This window comes from Fuscovulum ytuae (genome assembly GCF_029953595.1).
Classification (GTDB): Bacteria; Pseudomonadota; Alphaproteobacteria; order Rhodobacterales; family Rhodobacteraceae; genus Paragemmobacter; species Paragemmobacter ytuae.
Map to the genome: position 1 here is coordinate 3,422,566 of NZ_CP124535.1, position 20,292 is coordinate 3,442,857.

At 64.5% G+C, this 20,292-nt stretch carries 20 protein-coding genes; 12 read left to right on the top strand and 8 right to left on the bottom strand.

Going from position 1 to position 20,292, the window contains the following annotated elements:
- Positions 1-15: 15 nt before the first annotated feature.
- The 3 genes from QF092_RS16585 to QF092_RS16595 all read left to right on the top strand — a co-directional run bounded on the left by QF092_RS16585 (position 16) and on the right by QF092_RS16595 (position 2,275).
- Complete coding sequence (locus tag QF092_RS16585; protein ID WP_281465610.1) at positions 16-879, top strand: class I SAM-dependent methyltransferase; 864 nt, start codon at positions 16-18, stop codon at positions 877-879.
- 36 nt (positions 880-915) lie between these two features.
- Positions 916-1,788 (top strand): 50S ribosomal protein L11 methyltransferase, encoded by an 873-nt coding sequence (locus tag QF092_RS16590; RefSeq protein ID WP_281465612.1) that lies wholly within the window; start codon positions 916-918, stop codon positions 1,786-1,788.
- A gap of 133 nt (positions 1,789-1,921) precedes the next feature.
- Positions 1,922-2,275 carry a Rossmann-fold NAD(P)-binding domain-containing protein gene (locus QF092_RS16595; protein ID WP_281465614.1) on the top strand — a complete coding sequence of 118 codons (354 nt, stop codon included), beginning with the start codon at positions 1,922-1,924 and terminating at the stop codon, positions 2,273-2,275.
- Positions 2,276-2,432: 157 nt separating this feature from the next.
- On the opposite strand, the gene QF092_RS16600 is transcribed toward QF092_RS16595, so the two are convergent.
- Positions 2,433-2,636 (bottom strand): DUF1127 domain-containing protein, encoded by a 204-nt coding sequence (locus QF092_RS16600; RefSeq protein WP_281465616.1) that lies wholly within the window; start codon positions 2,634-2,636, stop codon positions 2,433-2,435.
- A gap of 320 nt (positions 2,637-2,956) precedes the next feature.
- On the opposite strand from QF092_RS16600, the gene ruvC reads away from it, so the two are divergent.
- From ruvC to ruvB, 4 genes are read left to right on the top strand one after another with little or no spacing between them, the layout of a single operon-like run.
- The gene (gene ruvC, locus QF092_RS16605) at positions 2,957-3,475 is read left to right on the top strand and encodes a crossover junction endodeoxyribonuclease RuvC (RefSeq protein WP_281465618.1); all 519 of its coding nucleotides are present in this window, start codon (positions 2,957-2,959) and stop codon (positions 3,473-3,475) included.
- A complete protein-coding gene (gene ruvA / locus QF092_RS16610; RefSeq protein ID WP_281465620.1) occupies positions 3,472-4,152 on the top strand; it encodes a Holliday junction branch migration protein RuvA in 681 nt (226 codons plus the stop codon). Before ruvC ends, ruvA begins: the two co-directional genes overlap by 4 nt.
- A gap of 56 nt (positions 4,153-4,208) precedes the next feature.
- Entirely contained in the window at positions 4,209-5,090 is an 882-nt protein-coding gene (gene htpX, locus QF092_RS16615) for a zinc metalloprotease HtpX (RefSeq protein WP_281470077.1), read from the top strand.
- Between the two features lie 42 nt (positions 5,091-5,132).
- A complete protein-coding gene (ruvB, locus tag QF092_RS16620) occupies positions 5,133-6,161 on the top strand; it encodes a Holliday junction branch migration DNA helicase RuvB (RefSeq protein WP_281465622.1) in 1,029 nt (342 codons plus the stop codon).
- Between the two features lie 72 nt (positions 6,162-6,233).
- On the opposite strand, the gene QF092_RS16625 is transcribed toward ruvB, so the two are convergent.
- Positions 6,234-7,232, bottom strand: a complete 999-nt coding sequence (locus tag QF092_RS16625) for a helix-turn-helix domain-containing protein (RefSeq protein ID WP_281465624.1) — start codon at positions 7,230-7,232, stop codon at positions 6,234-6,236.
- A 122-nt stretch (positions 7,233-7,354) separates the two neighbouring features.
- Between QF092_RS16625 and QF092_RS16630 the strand changes: the two genes are divergently transcribed.
- From QF092_RS16630 to QF092_RS16645, 4 genes are all read left to right on the top strand, one after another.
- Entirely contained in the window at positions 7,355-7,687 is a 333-nt protein-coding gene (locus tag QF092_RS16630) for a hypothetical protein (protein ID WP_281465626.1), read from the top strand.
- A 165-nt stretch (positions 7,688-7,852) separates the two neighbouring features.
- Positions 7,853-8,479 carry a hypothetical protein gene (locus QF092_RS16635; RefSeq protein ID WP_281465628.1) on the top strand — a complete coding sequence of 209 codons (627 nt, stop codon included), beginning with the start codon at positions 7,853-7,855 and terminating at the stop codon, positions 8,477-8,479.
- A gap of 143 nt (positions 8,480-8,622) precedes the next feature.
- Entirely contained in the window at positions 8,623-10,041 is a 1,419-nt protein-coding gene (locus QF092_RS16640; RefSeq protein ID WP_281465630.1) for a DUF6212 domain-containing protein, read from the top strand.
- Positions 10,034-12,670 carry a glycosyltransferase gene (locus tag QF092_RS16645; protein ID WP_281465631.1) on the top strand — a complete coding sequence of 879 codons (2,637 nt, stop codon included), beginning with the start codon at positions 10,034-10,036 and terminating at the stop codon, positions 12,668-12,670. Before QF092_RS16640 ends, QF092_RS16645 begins: the two co-directional genes overlap by 8 nt.
- A 19-nt stretch (positions 12,671-12,689) precedes the next feature.
- Here the strand turns inward: QF092_RS16645 and QF092_RS16650 are convergent, their stop codons facing one another.
- Genes QF092_RS16650 through QF092_RS16660 form a run of 3 tightly spaced genes read right to left on the bottom strand, consistent with a single transcriptional unit; the run spans position 12,690 to position 16,356 of the window.
- Positions 12,690-13,613, bottom strand: a complete 924-nt coding sequence (locus QF092_RS16650; RefSeq protein WP_281465633.1) for a glycosyltransferase — start codon at positions 13,611-13,613, stop codon at positions 12,690-12,692.
- Positions 13,610-15,190, bottom strand: coding sequence for a glycosyltransferase (locus QF092_RS16655; RefSeq protein WP_281465635.1), 1,581 nt, complete (start codon positions 15,188-15,190; stop codon positions 13,610-13,612). Before QF092_RS16655 ends, QF092_RS16650 begins: the two co-directional genes overlap by 4 nt.
- The gene (locus QF092_RS16660; RefSeq protein ID WP_281465637.1) at positions 15,187-16,356 is read right to left on the bottom strand and encodes a polysaccharide biosynthesis/export family protein; all 1,170 of its coding nucleotides are present in this window, start codon (positions 16,354-16,356) and stop codon (positions 15,187-15,189) included. Before QF092_RS16660 ends, QF092_RS16655 begins: the two co-directional genes overlap by 4 nt.
- Before the next feature lie 37 nt (positions 16,357-16,393).
- On the opposite strand from QF092_RS16660, the gene QF092_RS16665 reads away from it, so the two are divergent.
- Positions 16,394-17,206 (top strand): SDR family NAD(P)-dependent oxidoreductase, encoded by an 813-nt coding sequence (locus QF092_RS16665; RefSeq protein WP_281465639.1) that lies wholly within the window; start codon positions 16,394-16,396, stop codon positions 17,204-17,206.
- An 11-nt stretch (positions 17,207-17,217) separates the two neighbouring features.
- Here the strand turns inward: QF092_RS16665 and QF092_RS16670 are convergent, their stop codons facing one another.
- Genes QF092_RS16670 through QF092_RS16680 form a run of 3 tightly spaced genes read right to left on the bottom strand, consistent with a single transcriptional unit; the run spans position 17,218 to position 20,142 of the window.
- Positions 17,218-18,669 carry a KpsE/RkpR family capsule polysaccharide export protein gene (locus QF092_RS16670; protein WP_281465641.1) on the bottom strand — a complete coding sequence of 484 codons (1,452 nt, stop codon included), beginning with the start codon at positions 18,667-18,669 and terminating at the stop codon, positions 17,218-17,220.
- Positions 18,662-19,315 carry an ABC transporter ATP-binding protein gene (locus QF092_RS16675; RefSeq protein WP_281465644.1) on the bottom strand — a complete coding sequence of 218 codons (654 nt, stop codon included), beginning with the start codon at positions 19,313-19,315 and terminating at the stop codon, positions 18,662-18,664. Before QF092_RS16675 ends, QF092_RS16670 begins: the two co-directional genes overlap by 8 nt.
- Entirely contained in the window at positions 19,312-20,142 is an 831-nt protein-coding gene (locus QF092_RS16680; RefSeq protein WP_281465646.1) for an ABC transporter permease, read from the bottom strand. Before QF092_RS16680 ends, QF092_RS16675 begins: the two co-directional genes overlap by 4 nt.
- Positions 20,143-20,292 lie beyond the last annotated feature (150 nt).

Below are 20,292 nucleotides of genomic sequence, written 5' to 3' on the forward strand. Positions count from 1 at the left end.
AGGCGATCACCGCAGATGGGGTCGGGGCGCATCGATACGCGCACCGTCGGGCTGGAGGCAGGCTGCGCGCTTGCCCGCTGGCTGACGGGCAAGGAGCATATGCATTACGGGCTGTGGGCGGGGTTGGACCCTGTGGCAGCCAATCTTGGCGCGGCGCAAGAGGCCTATAGCCAGCGGCTCATGGCACTGTTTCCGCCGGGGCCGTTGCGGATATTGGATATCGGCGGCGGCGCGGGCGAGACGGCGAAGCGGCTGATTGGGCTGGGGCATCGGGTGGAGATCGTGGTGCCGTCGGCCTTTCTGGCCGCGCGCTGCCGGGCGAATGCGCCGGGGGCGGTGGTGCATGAGGCGATCTTTGAAGAGGCGGCGGTGACAGGCCCCTTCGATCTGTGTCTGTTTTCGGAAAGCTTTCAATATATCCATCTGCATGACAGCCTGCCAAAGGCGAAGGCCCTTCTGGCGCCGGGGGGCGCGATTGTGATTGGCGATTGCTTTCGCCGGGATGATGGGCCTTGGCGGCATGCGCCGGGGCGGACGGTGGGCGGCGGCCATGTGCTGGGCGAATTTCGGGCGGCGGTGGCGCGCGAGGGGCTGGTGATCGAGGCGGAAGAAGATGTGACCGATGAGGTCGCGCCGTCGATCGATCTGGAGCAGGCCTTTTTCAACGTGCTGGGCGTGGGCGTGGCGGGGATGGATCGCGAGTTGCGGGCGAAGCGGCCATGGCTGCGGGGGGTGGCGGTGGGCGTGCTGGGCCGGGTGATGGGCGCGCGGCGGCGCGCGGCGCTGGCGCGGCGGTTGACGGCGCAGGAGCGGACCTCGGCCGCGTTTCGGGCAAGCAACCACTACTTGCTGATGCGGTTGCGCCCCGCTGCGGTTTGAGGTTTACCGGGGTCACCCCCTGAAGGAGACGATCCCATGCCCACCTATTCCGCCCTGACCACGCTGGAAGGCGAGGATGCCGCCGTGGCGCTGGCCAATGCGATTGAACGGATGGAGCCGGAACCCACGGGGGTTGGCGTCTTTGAGATCGAAGATGACAGCGGGCTGTGGGAGGTCGGGGCCTATTTCCTTGAAAAGCCCGATATGGTGATGCTGGAAGTGATCGCGCTGGCCTTTGGTGCGAAGCCTTTCGCGCTGTCGGAACTGCCCGAGATCGATTGGGTCGCCAAGGTCCGGCGGGAGTTGAGCCCGGTTGAGGCGGGGCGGTTCTTCGTTTTTGGCAGCCATGATGCGGATAAGGTGCCTGCGGGACGGGTGGCCTTGCAGATCGAGGCGACGGTGGCCTTCGGGACGGGGCATCACGGCACGACGCTGGGCTGCCTGCGGGCCTTCGATCGGCTGTTCGAAGCCGGGTTCCGGCCCGGTAAGGTGGCCGATATCGGCTGTGGGACGGCGGTGCTGGCCATGGCGGCGGCGGCGGTTCTGCCCGATGCGCGGGTGATTGCATCCGATATCGATGCGGTTGCAGTTGAGGTGGCGGCGGCCAATCTGGCGATCAACGGGCTGGAGGGGCGGGTGGACTGCCTTGAAGCGGCGGGGTTTGGCCATCCGGCGCTGACTGAGATGGCGCCCTTTGATCTGGTCTTTGCCAATATCCTGAAGGGGCCGTTGATCGAACTGGCCCCGGATATGGCGGCGCATGTGGGCAAGGATGGGCTTGCCATCCTGTCCGGGCTGCTTGTGGTGCAGGCCGAGGCAGTGACGGCGGCCTATGAAGCGGTCGGATTCGCGCTGGAGGGCCGCGAGGATATTGGCGAATGGTCCACGTTGGTGCTGCGGCGGGGCTGAGCCTGCGCCGCAAACCGCAGTCGTTTTAATTTATGCGGCAGAAACGTGGCGAAGGGTCTGTTTTGCCGCAATTTTGCCATGATTGGTCAGTATCCCTTACCGTCGGTGGGGGTTGGATTGCTGGAGTTGTTCCATGTCCGACCCGAATTTGAAGGACTTCTACAATCGCGTGGTCCGGATCGAGCAGGCCCATTCCATGGGTTATGGCTTCGAGGCGGAAGGAACTTTGGGCCGTTCCTTTTACCGTCGGACCCCTGTGCGGCGTCGACCGGTGTTCCGGGTTGGCCTTTTCCTTCTGGCCTTCTGCTTTGGTCTGAAAGGCGCGATCCATTATCATATGGGGGCCGAAGCCTATGATCGCCGTGTGGCCGAGATCGAGGCGCGGGGCGGGCTGGATGCGGTGCAGGGGTTTCTGATGCGGTCCGAGCCTTTGACGCGTATGGTTTCACAAGGCATCGATATCGTGATCGAACGCAGCCGGAACTGATTGGGTTCCTGTAGGGCCTGACACATGCGGGGGCGCGGTCCGAGGGGCCGTCGCCCCTTTGTCATGCCTGTTTGGGATTTTCTTTGAGGGTTGGAATGCAAAGAGCCGTCGTCCCCCACGGACGACGGCTCTGGCATGTCGGAACGGTGCTGGTTGATCAGCGACCGATCATTTCGATGTCGCCACGGCACAGGCCGATATCGTCAAGCTCGCGGTCCGAAAGCTTGGCGAGGGACTTGCGCGTGACGCGGGCGTCGTTCCAGTTCGAGAAAGCGATTTGCGCATTCGCGATGAACTGCACAGCGCGGAAGATCGAAATGGCGCCGAACGGCGCCGGACGGGTCGTTTCATAGGCGGCCATGGGAGGTATCCTTTATAAACTGCTCATGGTGGAAGCATTCTTGCTTCTGAGCAGCCATATAATCGTGCTGCGCATGCACAACCAGCGCTGCAATAGCAAAGCACCCATGCAATGGATGCATGACAGAGGGGGCCGTCAAGGCCCTGTTTTTTCTGGGTGATCCGGTTCCGAACCAGTTTTCCGTCGCTTTGTCTACGGGCTGTGTCGGTTTCTGCGCCTGCATAACAAATCGTTCACAAATTGTGCAAGGGGAAATGCCGTTTGCCGGATGTTCCCGTTTCGTGCTAATCCTGCGACAAGGGCAAGAAAAAGGGGCAGGGATGCGAGTTCTGGGAATCGACCCTGGGCTGAGGAATCTGGGCTGGGGGGTAATTGATGTCGCGGGGGCACGGCTCACGCATGTTGCCAATGGCATTTGCCATTCGGCCCCCGGCGAGGCCGAGGGTGATCTGGCGCAAAGGTTGTTGTCCTTGCATGCCCAGTTGACCGATGTGCTGCGACAGTGGCAGCCGGATACGGCGGCGGTGGAGCATACTTTCGTGAACAAGGACGCGGTGGCGACGCTGAAACTGGGTCAGGCGCGGGGGATTGCGCTGCTGGTTCCGGCGCAGTTCGGGCTGACGGTGGGGGAATATGCCCCTAATGCCGTGAAGAAGACGGTGGTGGGTGTGGGGCATGCCGCGAAGGTGCAGGTGGATCACATGGTGAAGCTGCATTTGCCCGGCGTGAAGGTGGCGGGGCCGGATGCGGCGGATGCTTTGGCCGTGGCCATCTGCCATGCCCATCATTGCCAAAGCGCGGGGCGGTTGCAGGCCGCGCTGAAGAGGGCGGCGGGATGATCGGCAAGATTTCGGGGCGGCTGGATTGGCGCGGGTCGGATACGGTGCTGATCGACGTGCGCGGCGTGGGATATATCGTTCATGTGAGCGAGCGGACCATGGCCGGCCTGCCGGGGGTCGGGGAGGCGGTGTCGCTTTATACCGACCTGTTGGTGCGGGAGGATCTTTTGCAGCTGTTCGGCTTTCCGACCATGCTGGAGAAGGAGTGGCACAAGCTGTTGATGACGGTGCAGGGCGTGGGGGCGAAGGCGTCGATGGCGATCCTTGGAGCCTTGGGGGCGGAGGGGGTGGCGCGGGCGATATCCCTTGGTGATGCGCGGGCGGTGCAGGCGGCGCCGGGCGTGGGGCCGAAGCTGGCGCAGCGGGTGATATTGGAACTGAAGTCCAAGGCGCCGGGATTGATGGCGATGGGGGGGCGGCTGTCCGTGTCGGCGGTGGCCGATGAAGCGGATGCGGTGATCGAGCCTATGGCGGCGGCCCCGAAGCGGGTGGCCAAGGTGGATGGGGCCGCGCAGGCGCGGGCGGCGGCGAGTGCGGATGCGCTGTCGGCTTTGGCGAACCTTGGTTACGGACCCGGCGATGCGGCGCAGGCCGTGGCGACTGTGGCCGCCGAAAATCCCGAAGCGGATGCAGCGTCCTTGATCCGGGCGGCGCTGAAGCTGTTGGCCCCCAAGTAAGACTTGCACCGCGCCGGACGTTGACCATCTTTACTGCGGTAATGGAGGGTCGGGCCATGGGTGGCTATGGGAAGACATTCCTGTTGATGGCGGCGCTGACGGCGCTGTTCATGGGAATTGGAGCGATGATCGGGGGCGCGGGCGGGGCCCTGCTGGCCCTTGTCTTCGCGGCCGGGATGAACCTGTTTGGCTATTGGAACGCGGACAAGGCAGTCTTGCGGATGACGGGCGCGCGCGAGGTGGATGCGCGCACGGCCCCCGAATTCGTGGGGATGGTGCATCGGCTGGCGGATGGGGCGGGGATGCCGCGCCCGAAGGTCTATGTGATCGAGAGCGACCAGCCCAACGCCTTTGCCACGGGGCGGAACCCGGAAAATGCGGCGGTGGCGGCGACAACGGGCTTGCTGCGACGGTTGAATGCCGAAGAGGTGGCGGCGGTCATGGCGCATGAATTGGCACATATCCAAAACCGGGACACGCTGATCATGACGGTGACGGCGACCTTTGCCGGGGCCATCGGAATGCTGGCCAATTTCGCGATGTTCTTTGGCCGGGATCGGCAGGGGGGCATGCTGGGTGCGATAGCGGTGATGATCTTTGCGCCCCTTGCGGCGGCGCTGGTGCAGATGGCGATTTCGCGGTCGCGGGAATATGAGGCGGATAAGGCGGGGGCGGCGATTTGCGGGAACCCGCTGTGGCTGGCCTCGGCCCTGAAAAAGATCGACGCCTTTGCCAAGGGGATCGACAACGATCAGGCCGAGCGGAACCCGGCGGTGGCGCATATGTTCATCATCAATCCACTGCATGCGCATCGGCGGGATGCGCTGTTTTCCACCCATCCGGCGACAGCGAACCGGATCGCAGCGCTGGAGGCGCTGGCGGCGGAGGGAAAGCGTTGGGGCCAGGTAGGGGTGCAGGCGCGGGGGCCGTGGTCCTGAGTGGCTTGCCAAAGGAGCGGCGTTCTGTGAATGTTCCCGCCCATGATGACCCCTGATCCCACGCTTCGCCCTGACCGTTTGCCCGAAGATACCGACCGGGCGCTGCGTCCGCAGGCCCTTGAGGAATTCGTGGGGCAGGCGGAGGCTCGGGCAAACCTGCGCGTCTTCATCGAAAGCGCCCGGATGCGCGGCGAGGCGATGGACCATACGCTGTTCCATGGCCCGCCCGGATTGGGCAAAACGACCTTGGCGCAGATCATGGCGCGGGAGTTGGGCGTGGGGTTTCGGATGACATCCGGTCCCGTGCTGGCCAAGCCCGGCGATCTTGCGGCGATCCTGACCAATCTGGAACCGCGCGACGTGTTGTTCATCGACGAGATTCACCGTCTGTCGCCGGTGGTGGAAGAGGTGCTTTATCCCGCGATGGAGGATTTCGCGCTGGATCTGGTGATCGGCGAAGGGCCTGCGGCGCGGACGGTGCGGATAGATTTGCAGCCATTCACGCTGGTGGGGGCGACGACGCGGCTGGGGCTGCTGACCACGCCGCTACGTGACCGGTTCGGGATTCCGACGCGGTTGCAGTTCTATACGGAGGAAGAGCTGGACCTCATCGTCGGGCGAGGGGCGCGGCTTCTGGGGGTGCAGGCCGAGGCAGAGGGGACGCGCGAGATCGCGCGGCGGGCGCGGGGGACGCCGCGTGTGGCAGGGCGTCTGTTGCGCAGGGTGGTGGATTTCGTGCTGGTCGAGGGCGATGGACGGCTGACGAAAGAGATCGCGGACCGTGCGCTGACGCGGCTGGGGGTGGATCACATTGGCCTCGATGGGGCGGATCGGCGTTACCTCAGCCTATTGGCCGAGAATTATGGGGGCGGCCCGGTGGGGGTGGAGACGATCGCGGCGGCGCTTTCGGAGGCGCGGGATGCGATTGAAGAGGTGATCGAGCCGTACCTGTTGCAGCAGGGGTTGATCCAGCGGACGCCGCGCGGGCGGATGCTGGCAGCGAAGGCGTGGCGGCATCTGGGGCTGGAGCCGCCGAAGGGGCCGGGGCAGGCGGATTTGTTTGAGCTTTAAGGGGGCTTTGCGCCCCCACGGCCGCGCGGGACGCGCCGCCTTCCCCCACAGAGTATTTTCCCAAAATGCAGATCAGGGCTGGCGGTGGGCCGCCTGCCATTGAGTGGGTGTCTGGCCGGTGATGCGGCGGAATTCGCGGTTGAAGTTGGATTTGGTGAGGATGCCTGCGTCCAGCATCGCCTCGGTCGCCGTAGCGCCACGGGCCAGGGCATCGCAGGCGGCGCGGATGCGGTAGCCGTTCACAAGGCGCGAGATGTTGTCGCCGGTGGCGCGGTTGACGGCGGTGGACAGGCGCTTGGCCGGAACCTGCAGGCGGCGGGCGAGTTTGGCGAGCGTGAGGTCCGGGTCGCGCCAAAGGTGGCGGCTCTCCATCAGGTCATTGAGGCGGGCCATGAGGGCGTGGTCGTCTTCTGTGGCCACGGGGGCGGTGGCGCTGTCTTGGTCGTCAGTCCGGGCGGTCAGTCGTTCGGCAGCAAGGGCCAGCGTGCCGATGCCGAGGAGGAGCGCGGTGGTCGCGATATCGACAATCAGGGGCACGCGGGCGGCGTGACCTGCGGCCATGGCTAGGGCGATGCCGAAATCCGACAGTGCGGAAAGGGCAAGGGCGAGGGCGATCCCGCCCCAGAGAAGGTGGGGGGTACCACCCTGTCCGAGGCGCGTGCGCGGGAGGTCCGGACCTGCGCGATTGAGAGTGAGGGCGAGGGCCGTCGCATAGGCGGCATAGGTGAGGGGGACGAGGAGTTCGAGGAAAAACCCGCCCTGCCAGCGCAGGGCGAGGGCCAAGAGAGGGCCTGCGGCGTGCAGTGCATCGCGCGGGGTGAGCGGGCGGCCGAGGCCGTCGGACGTCCAGGCGAGCCAGGCGAGGGCCGGGATGGCCATTGCGGTGACAGGTTGGATGAAGCGGGCGGCGGGCGATGTGTAGTGAAGGGCGAGGGCATTGATCAGCGCCTGAAGCGCGAGAAGCGCAAGGAGGCCTGCGATCATCGGGACCGGCCTGCCGCGCAGCACCATGCGGAGCGCGAGGAAGCCGAGGATCAGCGACAGGACAAGCGGCAAGGGCAGGGCGATCATGGGGATAGGGGTAGTCCTCGAACCGGTTTTGCACAGCCTTGAACCGGTTTAAGGGCGCGCGGAAAGGGTAGGGGGTGGCAGAGCTTGGGGTATTCGCAACCCTTGTTGATGGAGAGACCCTGATGAAGAACCCTATTCTTGCCTCGTGCCTGTCGCTGATGCCTGCTGCCCTTTTCGCCCAAGTGGCCGGGGTACAGGAGGGGACTATCCCCGCGCCGCATCATGGGCGGGAAATGGAATTCGCCGTCTGGTATCCGGGCGTTGCGGGCAGCGTGGTTGCGCCCTTTGCCGGGAACCCGGTGTTTCGGCCCGTGACTGTGGCAACGAACGCCAAGGCGGTGCCGGGGCGCTATCCGCTGGTCCTGCTGTCGCATGGGCTTGGGGGGCATTATCGGTCGCTTGGCTGGCTGTGGCGATGGCGGTGCTGGACGCGGCGCTGTGGGACGGCGATTTGACGGATGCGCATGTGGATGCGGTGGTGGTTGAGGGTCTGTGAAACCGGGAGAAGGGCCTGCGTCCTGCCTTTGGCAGGGGCAGGCCCTTTTCTGACGGTTGAGAACGTCCGTCTGAGGCGGTAAGGGGCGAGCGGGTTTCGCAGGGGGCGGTGACGGGGGACGAGGATGGAACCGGATCAGGTACAGGCATTGTTCACGCGGGGGGATGGGCAGTATCTTTGCGCCCGCTGGGGGCGGCCGATCGTGCCGGTGGTCTTTGGGGTGGAAGACGCCACTTTGTCAGTGGTGAAGGGCGCGCTGGAGGCGGTGGTGGCGCTGGCGGGCCACCAGATGGCCGAGACGGACCCGGAACTGGGTGCGAACCTGATGATCTTTTTCTTTCGGGATTGGGCGGAACTGCCGGAGGTACCGAACCTTGATCGGCTGGTGCCGGGCTTGGCCGAGCTTTGCGCGAAGCTTGCGGCGGCGGATGCGAACCAATACCGCATTTTCCGCTTTGACGTCGAAGGGGCGATCCGGGCGGCCTTTGTCTTTATCCGGATGGATGCGCATTTGGCCGCCGTACCGGTAGAGACACTGGCCCTGAGCCAGGCGGTGCAGGTGATCCTTTTGTGGTCGGATCGGGCCTTTGCCGACCGTTCACCGCTTGCCATGGGCGACGGGGGGGCTGTGATGTTGCGGCCAGAGATCGCGGGAGTGATCCGGGCAGTCTATGACCCGGTTCTGCCGGGGGTGGCGCAGGATGCAGCCCATGCCTTGCGGGTGGCCGCGCGGATGGGGCGGTTGGCCTAAGCGGTCTGGCCTCGGGCCCGTCGATTGACGGGGTAAGGGTCGGTTCCTATGATCCCGGCATCAGGTTCCGGCCTTTCATCCTTTGTGTAGTTGGTGGGATTTTATCGGTGGAGATGACTGAACCGGCGCGGATGCGCGATCGCATGAGGTGCCGCGAGGTGCCGGATGCGGTGATCCTTGTTCCCTTTTGTGACACGGCGGCGGCAGAGGCCTTGGGCCTGCCTGTCGATATCGTCGTATTCGACGGAGCGGAGTTTCTTTGGCGCGGGGACGGTGTCGCCGAGGATCGGGTGCATCTTGCGACGCTGGGCGTGGTCGCGCTCTCTGCCGAAGGTGCGCGGGATGTGGCGGGATTGGCCGCTTTTTGGGCGCGCCTGTTCGAAAGCGAACTGCCGGGTTTCTTGGATCTGAGCAGGGTGGCCGCCGGGGCGCGGCGAGAGGCTGCATTGGAGTGGCTGACCGATGTGCTTTTGGCCGAACGGCAGGGCGCAGCAGGGCGCATGGTTTCGCTTATGCGTGCGATGGCCGCGCTGCGGCAGGAGCATGAGGCGATGCAGGCCTCATTCGCGCGGCTGGAGACGCATGCATTTCTGCATCGTCTGTCGCAGCGGAAGCTAGGGTTCACGGTCACGCCAGCGGCGGGGAGCCCGGTTCTGGAGCTGCCTTCCGGGGCTGCGCTGGTGCAGCGTGTTCCGGGGTTGAGCGTAGGGCTTTCCGATATTGCGCTGCGGATTTCAGAGGGGCCTGCGCGGAGCGGAGTTCTGCGGTGCCGTTTGGAAAGCCCGGATCGCGGGGAGGTGTTGGCGGAATGGTCCGTGCCTGCTGCGCGCATCGAGGCGGGGTGGCTGCGGCTGTCGTTGTTGCGGGGGCTGGAGGCAGACCCGGTCGGATTGGAAATTCGGCTGGAGTGGGAGGGGGCGGGGCCCTTGCGACTGGAGACGGCGATGGCGCATCCCGACCCACGGTTCCTGCCATGCGGTGCGGATGGGATGCCAGTCGGGCGGCATGTGCTGGCGATTGAGGTCTGGCACTATTTGCCGGGCGTGCGCGCGCCGGGATCGGCCAAGGGGCTGCTGCAGGATGGTTCCGGCGAGGCGGATCTGCCAACGCGGCGGATTGACGGGATAGAGCTGCTCCGGGCGATCAACCTTGATACACTGGTGCAGGATATGCAGAAGGTGCAGGACGCCTCTGCCTTGCTGGTGCATGTGATGCCCGATCGCGTGACCTGCGGAATCTTGCCAGAAACGGTGGGCGGGGCGCGGGTGGTGAGCGCCGATATCATGACATGGAGCGCGAAGGGACCCTTGGTGGACTATGCCATTGGGGTGTTGCCTGCGGGATTGCGGCCAAAGCAGCCGGGTGTTTTGCCAGAGTTCCCAGAGGGTTTTCATTCCGGCTGGGTGCGGATGAAGCCGATGCGGGCAGGGCAGGTGACCCTGATCCTGCCCGATCTGCCGGGCGATGCGCATGACCTTTACCTGATGACACGTCTGCCGCCGGGCACCACAAGCAATGCTTGGGGATGGAGCGGGTTTTCGGGCGTGGTGATGCATGTCTGAGATTGCCGTTCGGGAGGGCGCGGCGCGGGTGATGGCCATTGGCGTCGTGATCCCGGTCTTTCGCCATTCGGTGCTTTTGGTGGAGGCGATCGAAAGCGCCTTGGCGCAGGGTGCGGTCCAGGTGCCCCTGATCGTGATCGTGAATGACGGCTGTCCGCATCGTGAGACGGAGGCCGTCTGCCGCGCCTATGCAATGGCATGGCCAGACCGTATCCGCTATGTCCGCAAGCCGAATGGTGGGTTGAGCGATGCGCGCAATGTAGGCATCCGACATGTGTTGGATGCGGCACCCGAAGTGGGGGCGATCTACATGCTGGACGCCGACAACCGGTTGCGACCCGGTGCCTTGGCCCGTGCGGCGGCAGAGTTGGAGGCGCATCCGGAGGCGGATTGGATCTATCCCAATATCGACATGTTCGGCCTGACATGGGCGGGGGATTACGGGGGGGAGTTTTCGCTTTTGCTGCACAGCCGGATGAACCTTTGCGAGGCGGGTAGCCTGATCCGGCGGCGGGTGTTCGAGGCGGGGGTGTTTTTCGACACGGACTTCCAAAGCGGGTTTGAGGATTGGGAGTTCTTTCTGCGCGCGGCCGAGAAGCGGTTCCTTGGGCGCAACCTTGAAAGCTTTGGTTTCCAGTACCGCAAGCGGGGGGAAAGCATGTTGGCCGAGTCCGAGCGTGAAGCGGCCGTGATCCGGGGCGAGATCGAGCGGAAACATCGCGGGCTGTACCGGCCGCGGCGGCTGGTCGATCTGGAGCAGGGGGAGGCGCCGCGCTTTGCCGTGCTGCTGGCGGATCGGAACGAGGTTTTGTTGACGTTGGACCCCGCACATGGGGCTGTGGCGCGGCTGGATGTGGCGGAGTTCGAACGGATGTGGTGGCTGGGGCAGATGCGGACCACCCGCCACCATCTGCCGCCCTTCCTTGTGGTGACGCGGGCCGCGGTGTGGGAGGCATTGCAGGCGACGGGGTTGCTGCACGGGAGTCTTTGGCTTTTGGAGCGGCGGGCGACGGATGAGGCGGTGGCGGGGCTTATCGTCGAGGCTGGTGAGGCGGCGCGTCTGGCCGTGTTTGAAGAGCGGGGGGTGGCTTCGGGGCGACTAAGGGCGGATATGGTGATGGCCTCGCCCGCGCTGTTGCGCAAGCTGGTCTGGCAGATGGCTGGGGTGGGCGGGGAGGCCGTTCCGGCAGAAGAAGAAAGCTTGGCCTTGATCCGGGTGCGGATGGCACCGGAGCGGTTGGCGGAGGCGGGATTGGCCGGGATCACCGGCGCGCTGCGGCGGTTCTTGCCAAGTGCGGCGGTGCCCGTGCCATGGTCTGCCGGGAAGGCCTTGGGGGCTATTGCGGCGCGGTTGGCACGGTCGGACTACCGGGCGGCGGCGGGCCACAAATGGGAATGGCGGCACCCGGATATCGGTTGGCGGTCGCGCAGCCATGAGGTGGCGCGTGTGCCGACCGGGGCGAAGGCGGCCTTTCCGCGCGCGTCTGACGGGCGGTTCCATATCGGCTTTGTGATGCCGATGGTGGAGTTTGGCGGGGTGGAGCGCGTCGCGTTGAACATTGCGGCGGCGCTGAAGGCCGCGGGGATGGTGCCGCATCTTTTCGTGCTGGAGGCACGCAACATCCTGTTCAGTGCGGAATGGCAGGAGGTTTTTGAAAGCGTGACCTTTCTGGGTGATCCGGACTTTGCCACTTGGGGGCCGGGACAGACCCTGTATCAGGGAACGGTCGTTTCCGACTGGGCGCGCTGGGGTGATCATGGGGATGCGCTGGGCATGATGGCCTGGCTGGATGCCGCGCTGAATTTCCATGGCGGGGCGATTTCGGGTGTCATGGGCCAGTTGCGGCGGTTCGGGGTTAGGACCGGGCTTTCGCTGCATCTGAACGATCTGAGCGGGTTCGGGCGGCCTGTGGGCAATGCCTATCTTGGGCTGGCCTTTGAACATGCCTATGACATGGTGCTGCCCTGTTCGCATCAGCTTGGCGAATGGTGCCATGCGATGGGAATACCAGAGGAAAAGGTGGTTCCCGTACCGAATGCGCCATCCTTTGCGCTGCCCGGGGGCGTAATGCGCAGGCCCCGTGCGGCGGGGGCGCCTTTGCGGGTGATTTATCTGGGCAGGCTGGATGCGCAAAAGGGGCTGGACCGATTAACCGCCACGCTACGGAGGGCAAAGGCCGAGGGGATTTCCCTGCGCTGGCGGCTTATTGGGAAGGCGGTGACGGACGGGGGGGCGGCGCTTCCCGAGGATATTGCCGCGATGTTGGAGCCGCCGATCCTGCAAGGCCACATGATCGCGGCGGCCTTGGCAGAGGCGGATGTGTTCTTCCTGCCGTCTTACTATGAAGGGCTGCCCCTTACTGTGCTGGAGGCGATGCGATCCGGTGTCGTGCCTGTGGCCACGAATGTGGGCGCGGTGCGCGAGGTGTTGCGCGATGGGGAAAATGGGGTGCTGCTGGACGGGGCGGATGTAGTCGGGCAGGCGGTAGCGGCGCTGCAGCGATTGGCTGGGGACGATGCGCTGCTGGCGCGGCTGTCGGCGCAGGCTATGGCCGATATGGCGGGGCGGGACTGGGCGCAGGCGGTTCAGCCTTTGGTGGAGCGTTTGCGGGCTGGGGTTTCTGGGTGAGGGCCTAGCCGTTGCGGAGTCAGGTCTTTTGGCCGGGATTGGTGGTCGCGCCGGAGAGATAGCGGATTTTGGGATTGAAAGTCAGCGCGGCAATCAGGCTGCGCCAGATCGGCCAGCGCAGACGGAGCGGCACCTCGCCTCTGCGCATCTGGCGTTCGACATGGTCAAGGAAAAGGACATAGCTGCCCCAGCCTTCGCGATGCAGGTGGAATGAGGCCTGATTGCGGGCACCGAAGCGGAATTTCCACAGGTCATCGGCGGTGACTCGGCCAAAATTCACGCCGCGATTAAGGGGGATGTCATGGCGGATCACGCTGGCCGGAACGTATAGGCCGGGATGATCGGCCGATAGGCGGCGGGTATATTCGGCATCGTCAAACCAGATGAAATATTCGGCGATGGGAAGGCCGTGCCTTTCGACAGCCCAGCGCGGGACGAGGGCCGAGACGAAAGAGCAGGAATCGACCAGCGCCACGCCATCGGTGGCTGTCAGGAAACGGGGCCAATCCCAGACGGGGCGGGGGGTGTTCATCTCGCACAGGGTGCCGTCAGTCCAGAGGACGCGGGAACAGGCGAAGGGGGGGCGGCGGGCGTGAGTCTGTTCGAAGCGGTGGAGGGCATCGATAAGGGTTGCGATGGTGTCCGGCCGGGGGATGGCATCATCGTCAGAGAGCCAAAGCAGATCGGCCCCAAGGGCGCAGGCAGTGCGAATTCCTTCAGCAAAGCCGCCTGCCCCGCCTGCATTGCGATCCAGCCGGATCGGGTGAAGGGAGGGGTCGCTTGCCGCGCGGGCCATAAGGCGCTGGCTTGTGTCGTCGGTTGAGGCGTTGTCGATCACCACGGTCAGGTCGGGGCGCCGGGTTTGATTGCCGAGCGCGTCAAGAACCGCCATCAGCGATTGAGCGCGGTTGCGCGTCACCAGAACGGCGATGAGGCGGGTCATGCGTCTGGTTCCAATGCTTGACGGTAGAGAGGGGTCAGCACCTCTTCTGCCGTTGGGTCGGCGGTAAAGGTAAGCCAGCGGTCCTGAAGCGCGCGGCGCGTGCTGTCGAGGAAGGCCGAATCCTGCCACAGCCGTTCGATGCGCGAGACCGTCTGGCGCAGGCAGGCGAGGGGGGCCGATGGCACAAGAAGGGCCGGGGGAAGGAGTTCGGACTGCCCGCCCACATCCGTGGCGATGGGAAGGCAGCCATGGCGCAATGCCTCGATCCCCACTAGGGCGAGGCCTTCATTGGCGGAGGGGAGGAGGAGGATGTCGCTTTGCTCCATCAGGTCGGCGACATTGGCGTTTGGGGGAAGAAGGCGAATTGCATCCGTCAGGGCGTGGCGCTGGATCAGGTCTTGGATCAGATGGAGATAGGCCCCGTCGCCAAGGATGGTGGCGGTGACGGAGATGCCCTTGCGGGTGAAGCGGCGGATCAGCCCGCGGATCGTTGCAAAGAGGAGGAGGGGCCGTTTCTGATGGCTGAGGCGGCCGACGAAGGCAAGGCGGAGGCGGCCAGATTCGGGGCGCAGGTTGGGCGGGACAAGGCGATGCGGCATGGCGCGACGGTCGAACATGCGGCCAAGCCGCACACGTCCGGCGACCGGGAAGCGGCGTTGCAAGTAGGCGGCAAGGTTGGTGCTAATGACGTGGTGGTGGTCGATGTGCCAGGTCCAGACGCCCGAAATGCGGGCGAAGCCACCATCGGCATGTTCGACGATATGGGTGCTGTCGATGACCGACAGGTGGGGCGCTGCCGCCTTGACTTGTGGCAGGCAGTCATAAAGCGGGTGGCAATGGTGGATGTGCAGGAGGCGGATGTTTTCAGCCGTGACGAGGGCGGTGATGAAATCGGGCCAGAGATCGCGGGGAAGATAGCGGTCAGTTCGCAGGAAAAGGATGCCGGGGTCGCCTTCGATTTCTTCGGCGAGGGATTGCGGCGCGGGGACAGAGGCCACCACCACCACCCTGAGGCCCAGAGTGCGGGCCCAGCGGATGCAATCGAAGGCAAGGCGTTCGGCCCCGCCCACCTCAAGCCAGTGCATTCCAATCAGGATGGCGGGGCTGCGGTTGGAGCCGAGTGCAGGTGGAAAAGGCGCGTTTGGGCAAGGGGCGACCGGCGTCGTCCTGTGGCGCAAGGGCAGGGTACGCCTTTGCCATGTGTCGTGCAGGTGGCGCGGCAATTCGGGCAGGATCGGGTGCACGGCGATCAGGCCGCGCGTCACGGGGCCGGGGGCGAGGGGGCGTTCCGGCGTGGTAACTTGGGCCGCGCGACGGGCCGGGGGCGGTAGCGCCGTTTCGACGCGCAGGGCGGGCTGAGTACCGGGAAGGCGGATGCGGGCCATCAAGCCGGTTTCGTCCGGGTCCCCCGCCGGGTTGAGAGTGACCGTAGGATCGCCCCACCAGCCCGGCGCGCGGCGCAAGCAGAGATCAAGGGCGGCACCGGGCCAAAGCCTACGATAGATCGCGGCGATGGCGCGCAGTTCGGCCTTGAGGTCTTCCTCTGTCCAATCCGGGGGCAGGCGGGGCGGTCTCATTCCGTAACGGTTTGGGCCCGGTTGATCGCGCCGACACCCTGATCAAAGAGCGTGATGAACTTGCCCAGCGTCACCGTATCGGCATTGGTCACAAAGATCGCGTCGCCATCGGTTAGAAGGAAGCGCTGGGCGCTGAACTGGGTTTCCGGGCGGGACATGTCAAAGCGGTATACGGTGGGAAGACCCTGTTCGGTGACGGGATAGGCATCAAGATCCGCGATGCCCGCCTGACCAAGTCGGCGGCGGCTTTCATGGCGGAAGAGGAAGACGCCCGAGGGATTGGCCCGTTCATCCCGCGCGCCGCCTGCGGCGGAGATTGCCTCAAGCAGCGAATAGCGCGGGGTTTCGATGCGGTAAGTGTTTGTTTGCCCGACGGCACCGGCAAGTGTGTAGCGCGGTGGCTCATGGGCGAGGATAACCACGTCGTCGCGTTGCAGCGGGATGTCATTGGCCGGTTGCAGGAAGATGTCGCTGAGCCTTGCACGGGCCTGACGGTTGTTGCGGCGGATGGTAACGGTGGTTTCATGGGCAGGGTTGCTGCTGCCGCCGGCGGCGGCGATGGCTGCCGATAGGCGGTCCCCGCTCAGGGAAAGCTGGAACGGGCCGGGGCGTCCAACGGTGCCCGTGATGACGGCGCGGTTGCCGCTGGAGGTTGAAATGCGGACAAGGGCCTGCGGTTCGATGGCCTTGCCTTCCAGGCTTTCGACGATCAGCGTTTCGATTTGCAGGGGTGTGCGGCCTGCGACGGAGATCTCTCCCACGTAGGGAAGCGTTATATGGCCGTTTCGGCCGACGGTGACATTGTCGAAATCGGTTCCGCCCGCCCCGCCGTTGCCGGTGGCGAAAAGGCCGCCGGACCCGGCTTCAAGGATGCGGATACTGAGGACATCGCCAACGCCCACCGCTTCGGATGGGGCGGCGGATGGGTCAAGCGACAGGCCCGAGACGGAGGTTACGGGAGGATTGCCTAAGGTGCGGGTGATGTTCTCATCCACCTCGATCAGGAGGAAGGATTTGTCTTCCGCCCCTTCCAGAACGGCGGCGGTGGACGGGCCCTGTTGCGGCAGGGCACAGGCGGACAAGGCGGCGATGGAGCCAAGGAGGAGGCCGCGTCGGGTAAGCGCCGCACGGCAGGACGGATTGCGCGGCGTAACAGGGAGGAGCATGGTGGAGCCTTGAGTTTTTAGTTCAGGTGCGTTGGGCATGAGTAGAGCGGTGCGGACCGTTTTCGTCACGGGCGGGTCAAGCGGCATTGGGCTGGCCGTGGCACGTGATTGGGCGAGGCGGTTTCAGGGTAGGACCGGGCAGATCGCGTTGTTTGGCCGGGATACCGAGCGGTTGGAAAAGGCCGTGGCAGAGATCGCGGCGCTGGAGCCTACGGTGGCCGTGCGCGGTTGGAGCGTGGATGTGGCGGATGCCGCCGCTGTCGCCTTGGCGATGAAGGCTGCGGTGCAGGCGATGGGCGTGCCGGAGCGGGTAATCCTGTCGGCGGGTATGACGCTGCCGGGGCTCTTTGAAGGGCTGGAGATCGACGCGCAGCACAGGGTCATGGAAGTGAATTATTTCGGCGCTGTGCATGTGCTGCATGTCTTGCTGCCGCAGCTTCAGCCCGGCGCGCGGATCGGCTTTGTCGGATCGGCGGCGGGGATTGCGGGTATCCATGGCTATGGCGGTTATGCGCCATCCAAGCTGGCGTTGCGGGGACTGGCCGAGGTTCTGCGGGTGGAGCTTTCCGCGCGGGGCATCGGTGTGACACTGTGCCAGCCGCCCGACACGGACACCCCCATGCTGACCGCCGAGCGCGGGCATCGCCCGGCGGTGACGGAGGTGATTGCCGGCACGCAAGCCATGACAGCGGCAGAGGTGGCCCTTGTCTTGATCCGTGCGATGGAGGCCAACCGCCTTCATGCACTGCCCAGTTGGGCGGTGCGGTTGCTGCACCTTTTCGGGCCGCTGTCCGGGGCGATGTTGCGGCGGCGACAGATCCGGCTGATACGGGACTTGGGGCCGGATTGAAGGGGGGCGGGTCATGTCAGATGCTCGCGCAGGATATGCATGAACATCGACAGGATGCCCCAGATCAGGAAGGCCACCGCTCCGATCAGCAGGATGGTGAGGAGGGCCTGCGGATAACGGGCCGATTCCGGTGGTGAGGGGGTCACAAAGGTGGCGACATAGCGCTGTTGCCGATCTGCTTCGACGCGCGCGGCTTCTAGCGAGGAAAGGGCCGAGAGATAGGCGCGTTCGCGGAAGTCGAGATCGACCTTGAGCGCCTCGTAAAGTGTGACGGAGCGGTTTAGCGAAGCACTGAAAGTGGGGGCGGTTCCACCTGCGCTGGTGTCGCCTTCCTCACCCATTCCCAGCCGGGCACGTTCCGAGGCGATCTGGCGTTCGAGCGAGTCGATCTGGCTTTGCAGGACGCGGACGCTGGGCGCTTCGGGGGAGAGGAATTCGCGCAGGCTGCTGAGTTCGGTGCGCGTGCTGGCAAGCCGGTTTTGCAGCTGGGCGAGGACGCCTTCTTGTGTGGCGACGCTGGCGGTGGGATCGATCTTTTGTTCGGTTTCGCGGAAGGCGGCGATTGCGGCGCGTTGGTCGCGGAGGGCTTCTTCGGCGCGCAGCAACTCAAGCTCGGCCAGACGGACGGTGTCTTGCCGCGCCTTTTCCGAGACGGCGTTGATGAGGGTGGAGCTGGCCTCAAGAACAACCTCGGCCATGCGGGTGGCATCGCCGGGGGTGAAGGCCTGTGTTTCGACGGTGATGATCTGGGTGGCGGATTCGAAACTGGCCGAGACGACAGAGGGCAGATAGTCGACCATGTCTTCGGTCGTGGCATCTTCTGGCAGGCGCGTCAGGAAGTCGCCGTGGGGGGCGGAATAAATGGTGCGGAGATCAACCTTCTCGGTCAGCGCGTCGAGGAATTCGCGGCTTTCTAGATATTCCACGATCATCCAGGAATCGGCGACCGTGCTGCCCGATCCGGTGCTGCCCGAGACGAGGCCAAGCAGATCGCCCGATGAGGCGCCGCTGGGCGAGCGGATGGCGAACTTGATCTCCACGGCATAGCGGTCGACGGCGACGAAGCTGTAATAGGCGGCGCTGGCCAAGATGGGCAGGATCACGCCGAGGATGAAGGTCAGGATGGTGATCCGGCTGAACAGACGGCGTTGGGTCGCCGTCTGTACGGCGATGGGGCCTGCGGCAAAGGTCGTGTCGCGATCGGGGCCGGGAACGATGCGCGCTGGGGGCTGATCCCCTTCGAAGCGCCGGGCGAGGCGGTTCTTTTTGGGGTTCATGCGGTTGGGGTTGGGGTCATCTGGGCGCGGGCGGCGCGGACGGCGACCGAAGGCTTCATCGTCGTCGTCGTCAAAGAGCGCGGGTTCGGCCTCGCGGTTATTCGGGCCGGTCTGCGCGGGCGGCTCCGTTTGGGCCTGTTCGAGGACAGCCGGCTTTTGCAGCGGGGTGATCTTGGGGTCATGCATTGATTGCGACATAGGCGTCGATGGCCTCTTCTATGTCGTCGTAGAACCGGGTCGTGCCGTTGGCGACGAGCAGGCCGCAATCGCAGAATTCGCGGAGCGCTTTCATTGAATGCGAGACGAGGATGATGCGGGAACGACCCATCAGGTCGTCGAAGGCGCGCTGTGCCTTTGCCTTGAAGCTGGCATCGCCGACGGCGAGGACCTCATCGACAAGATAGAGGTCGAAATGAAGCGCCATGCTCAGGCCAAAGCCGATGCGCGCCGCCATCCCAGAGGAATAGGTGCGCATCGGTTCATGCAGAAAGGGGCCAAGTTCGGCGAATTCCGCAACATAATCGATGACGGCATGTTCATCGGCCCCGTAGACGCGGGCGACGAAGCGGATGTTTTCTATGCCCGTGAGCATGCCATGAAAGGAAGCGCGCAGCCCAATGGGCCATGAGACAGAGACAGAGCGGGTGATGCGGCCATGATCAGGGTCAACAAGGCCAGAGATCAGGCGCATGAAGGTCGACTTTCCGGCCCCGTTGCGGCCCAGAACGGCGATATTCCGATAAGGCAGGACTTGCGACACGTTGTTCAGCACAAGGCGTCGCGCGCCGCCGCGCAGGGGATAGGTCTTGGTAACGTTTTGAAATTCGATCACATCATCCCCCGCTTGCTGAGAATCATCTGGAACATGCCCAGAGCGGTGAGGATCAGGCCCACGAAATAAAGATAGGGGATGTCGATGTGATAGGTGGGATAGCCGGGCAGGTAGCCTGCTCGAAAGCTTTCCACCCCGTGGATGATGGGGTTCCAAACAATGAAGCCACGCAATTCATAGGGCAGGTTTTGCAGGCTGAAGATCACGCCTGATAGGATGAATGCCGGTGCCATGAGCATGTTGTAGACATGGCCCGTCATGTTGAAACGGCGCTGAATGGCGGCAATATTCAGGCCGACGCCGAAGGCCAAAAGGCCAAGGCCGAAATAGGCAATGAACATGCGCCCCATATCATGCGGCGGCGGGCTGCCGAAGGCGAAGTAAAGGAAGATGAAAACAAAGGTCGCGATCATGATCGATGTGATCGTGTCAAGGACCAAGCGGGCCACGGCTGCGTCGAGTTCGCGCACGCGGGGATAGCTGAAAAGAGGGGTATTCGATTCCAGCGCCATGCCGATGAAGCCGGAGGCGTGGCGAAAATAGACGAAGGCCAGCACGCCAGAGGCGTAGAAGGGGGCGAAATCCAGCCCGTTGCCGCGCAGTCCGGTTACGGAGAAAAAGTAAAGCATCGCGGCGGTGACAGCGAAGGGTTCCGCCACGGCCCAGGCATAGCCGAGGCGGGATCTTCCGTGGCGCACGCGCGCCTCGCGCAGGACAAGCGCGAAGACAGACCGCAGGAAGGTGTGTCCACCCGTCCGGCATTCGGCCAGTTCAATGCGCAGATCGGCAATCATGACATGTCCGCGCGGCTGGCGATCATGGGCCATGCCAAAGCACGGAAGGCACGATGCCACCTTGTGGCCATGCCTTCGGTCGCTGCCCAAGCATGAGGCAGTTTCGGCGAATTTACTTGCAAACCCGAACCCTTTAACCGCGCCGATTGTTGACCGATGCTATCCTTAAGATTAGGCATAAGA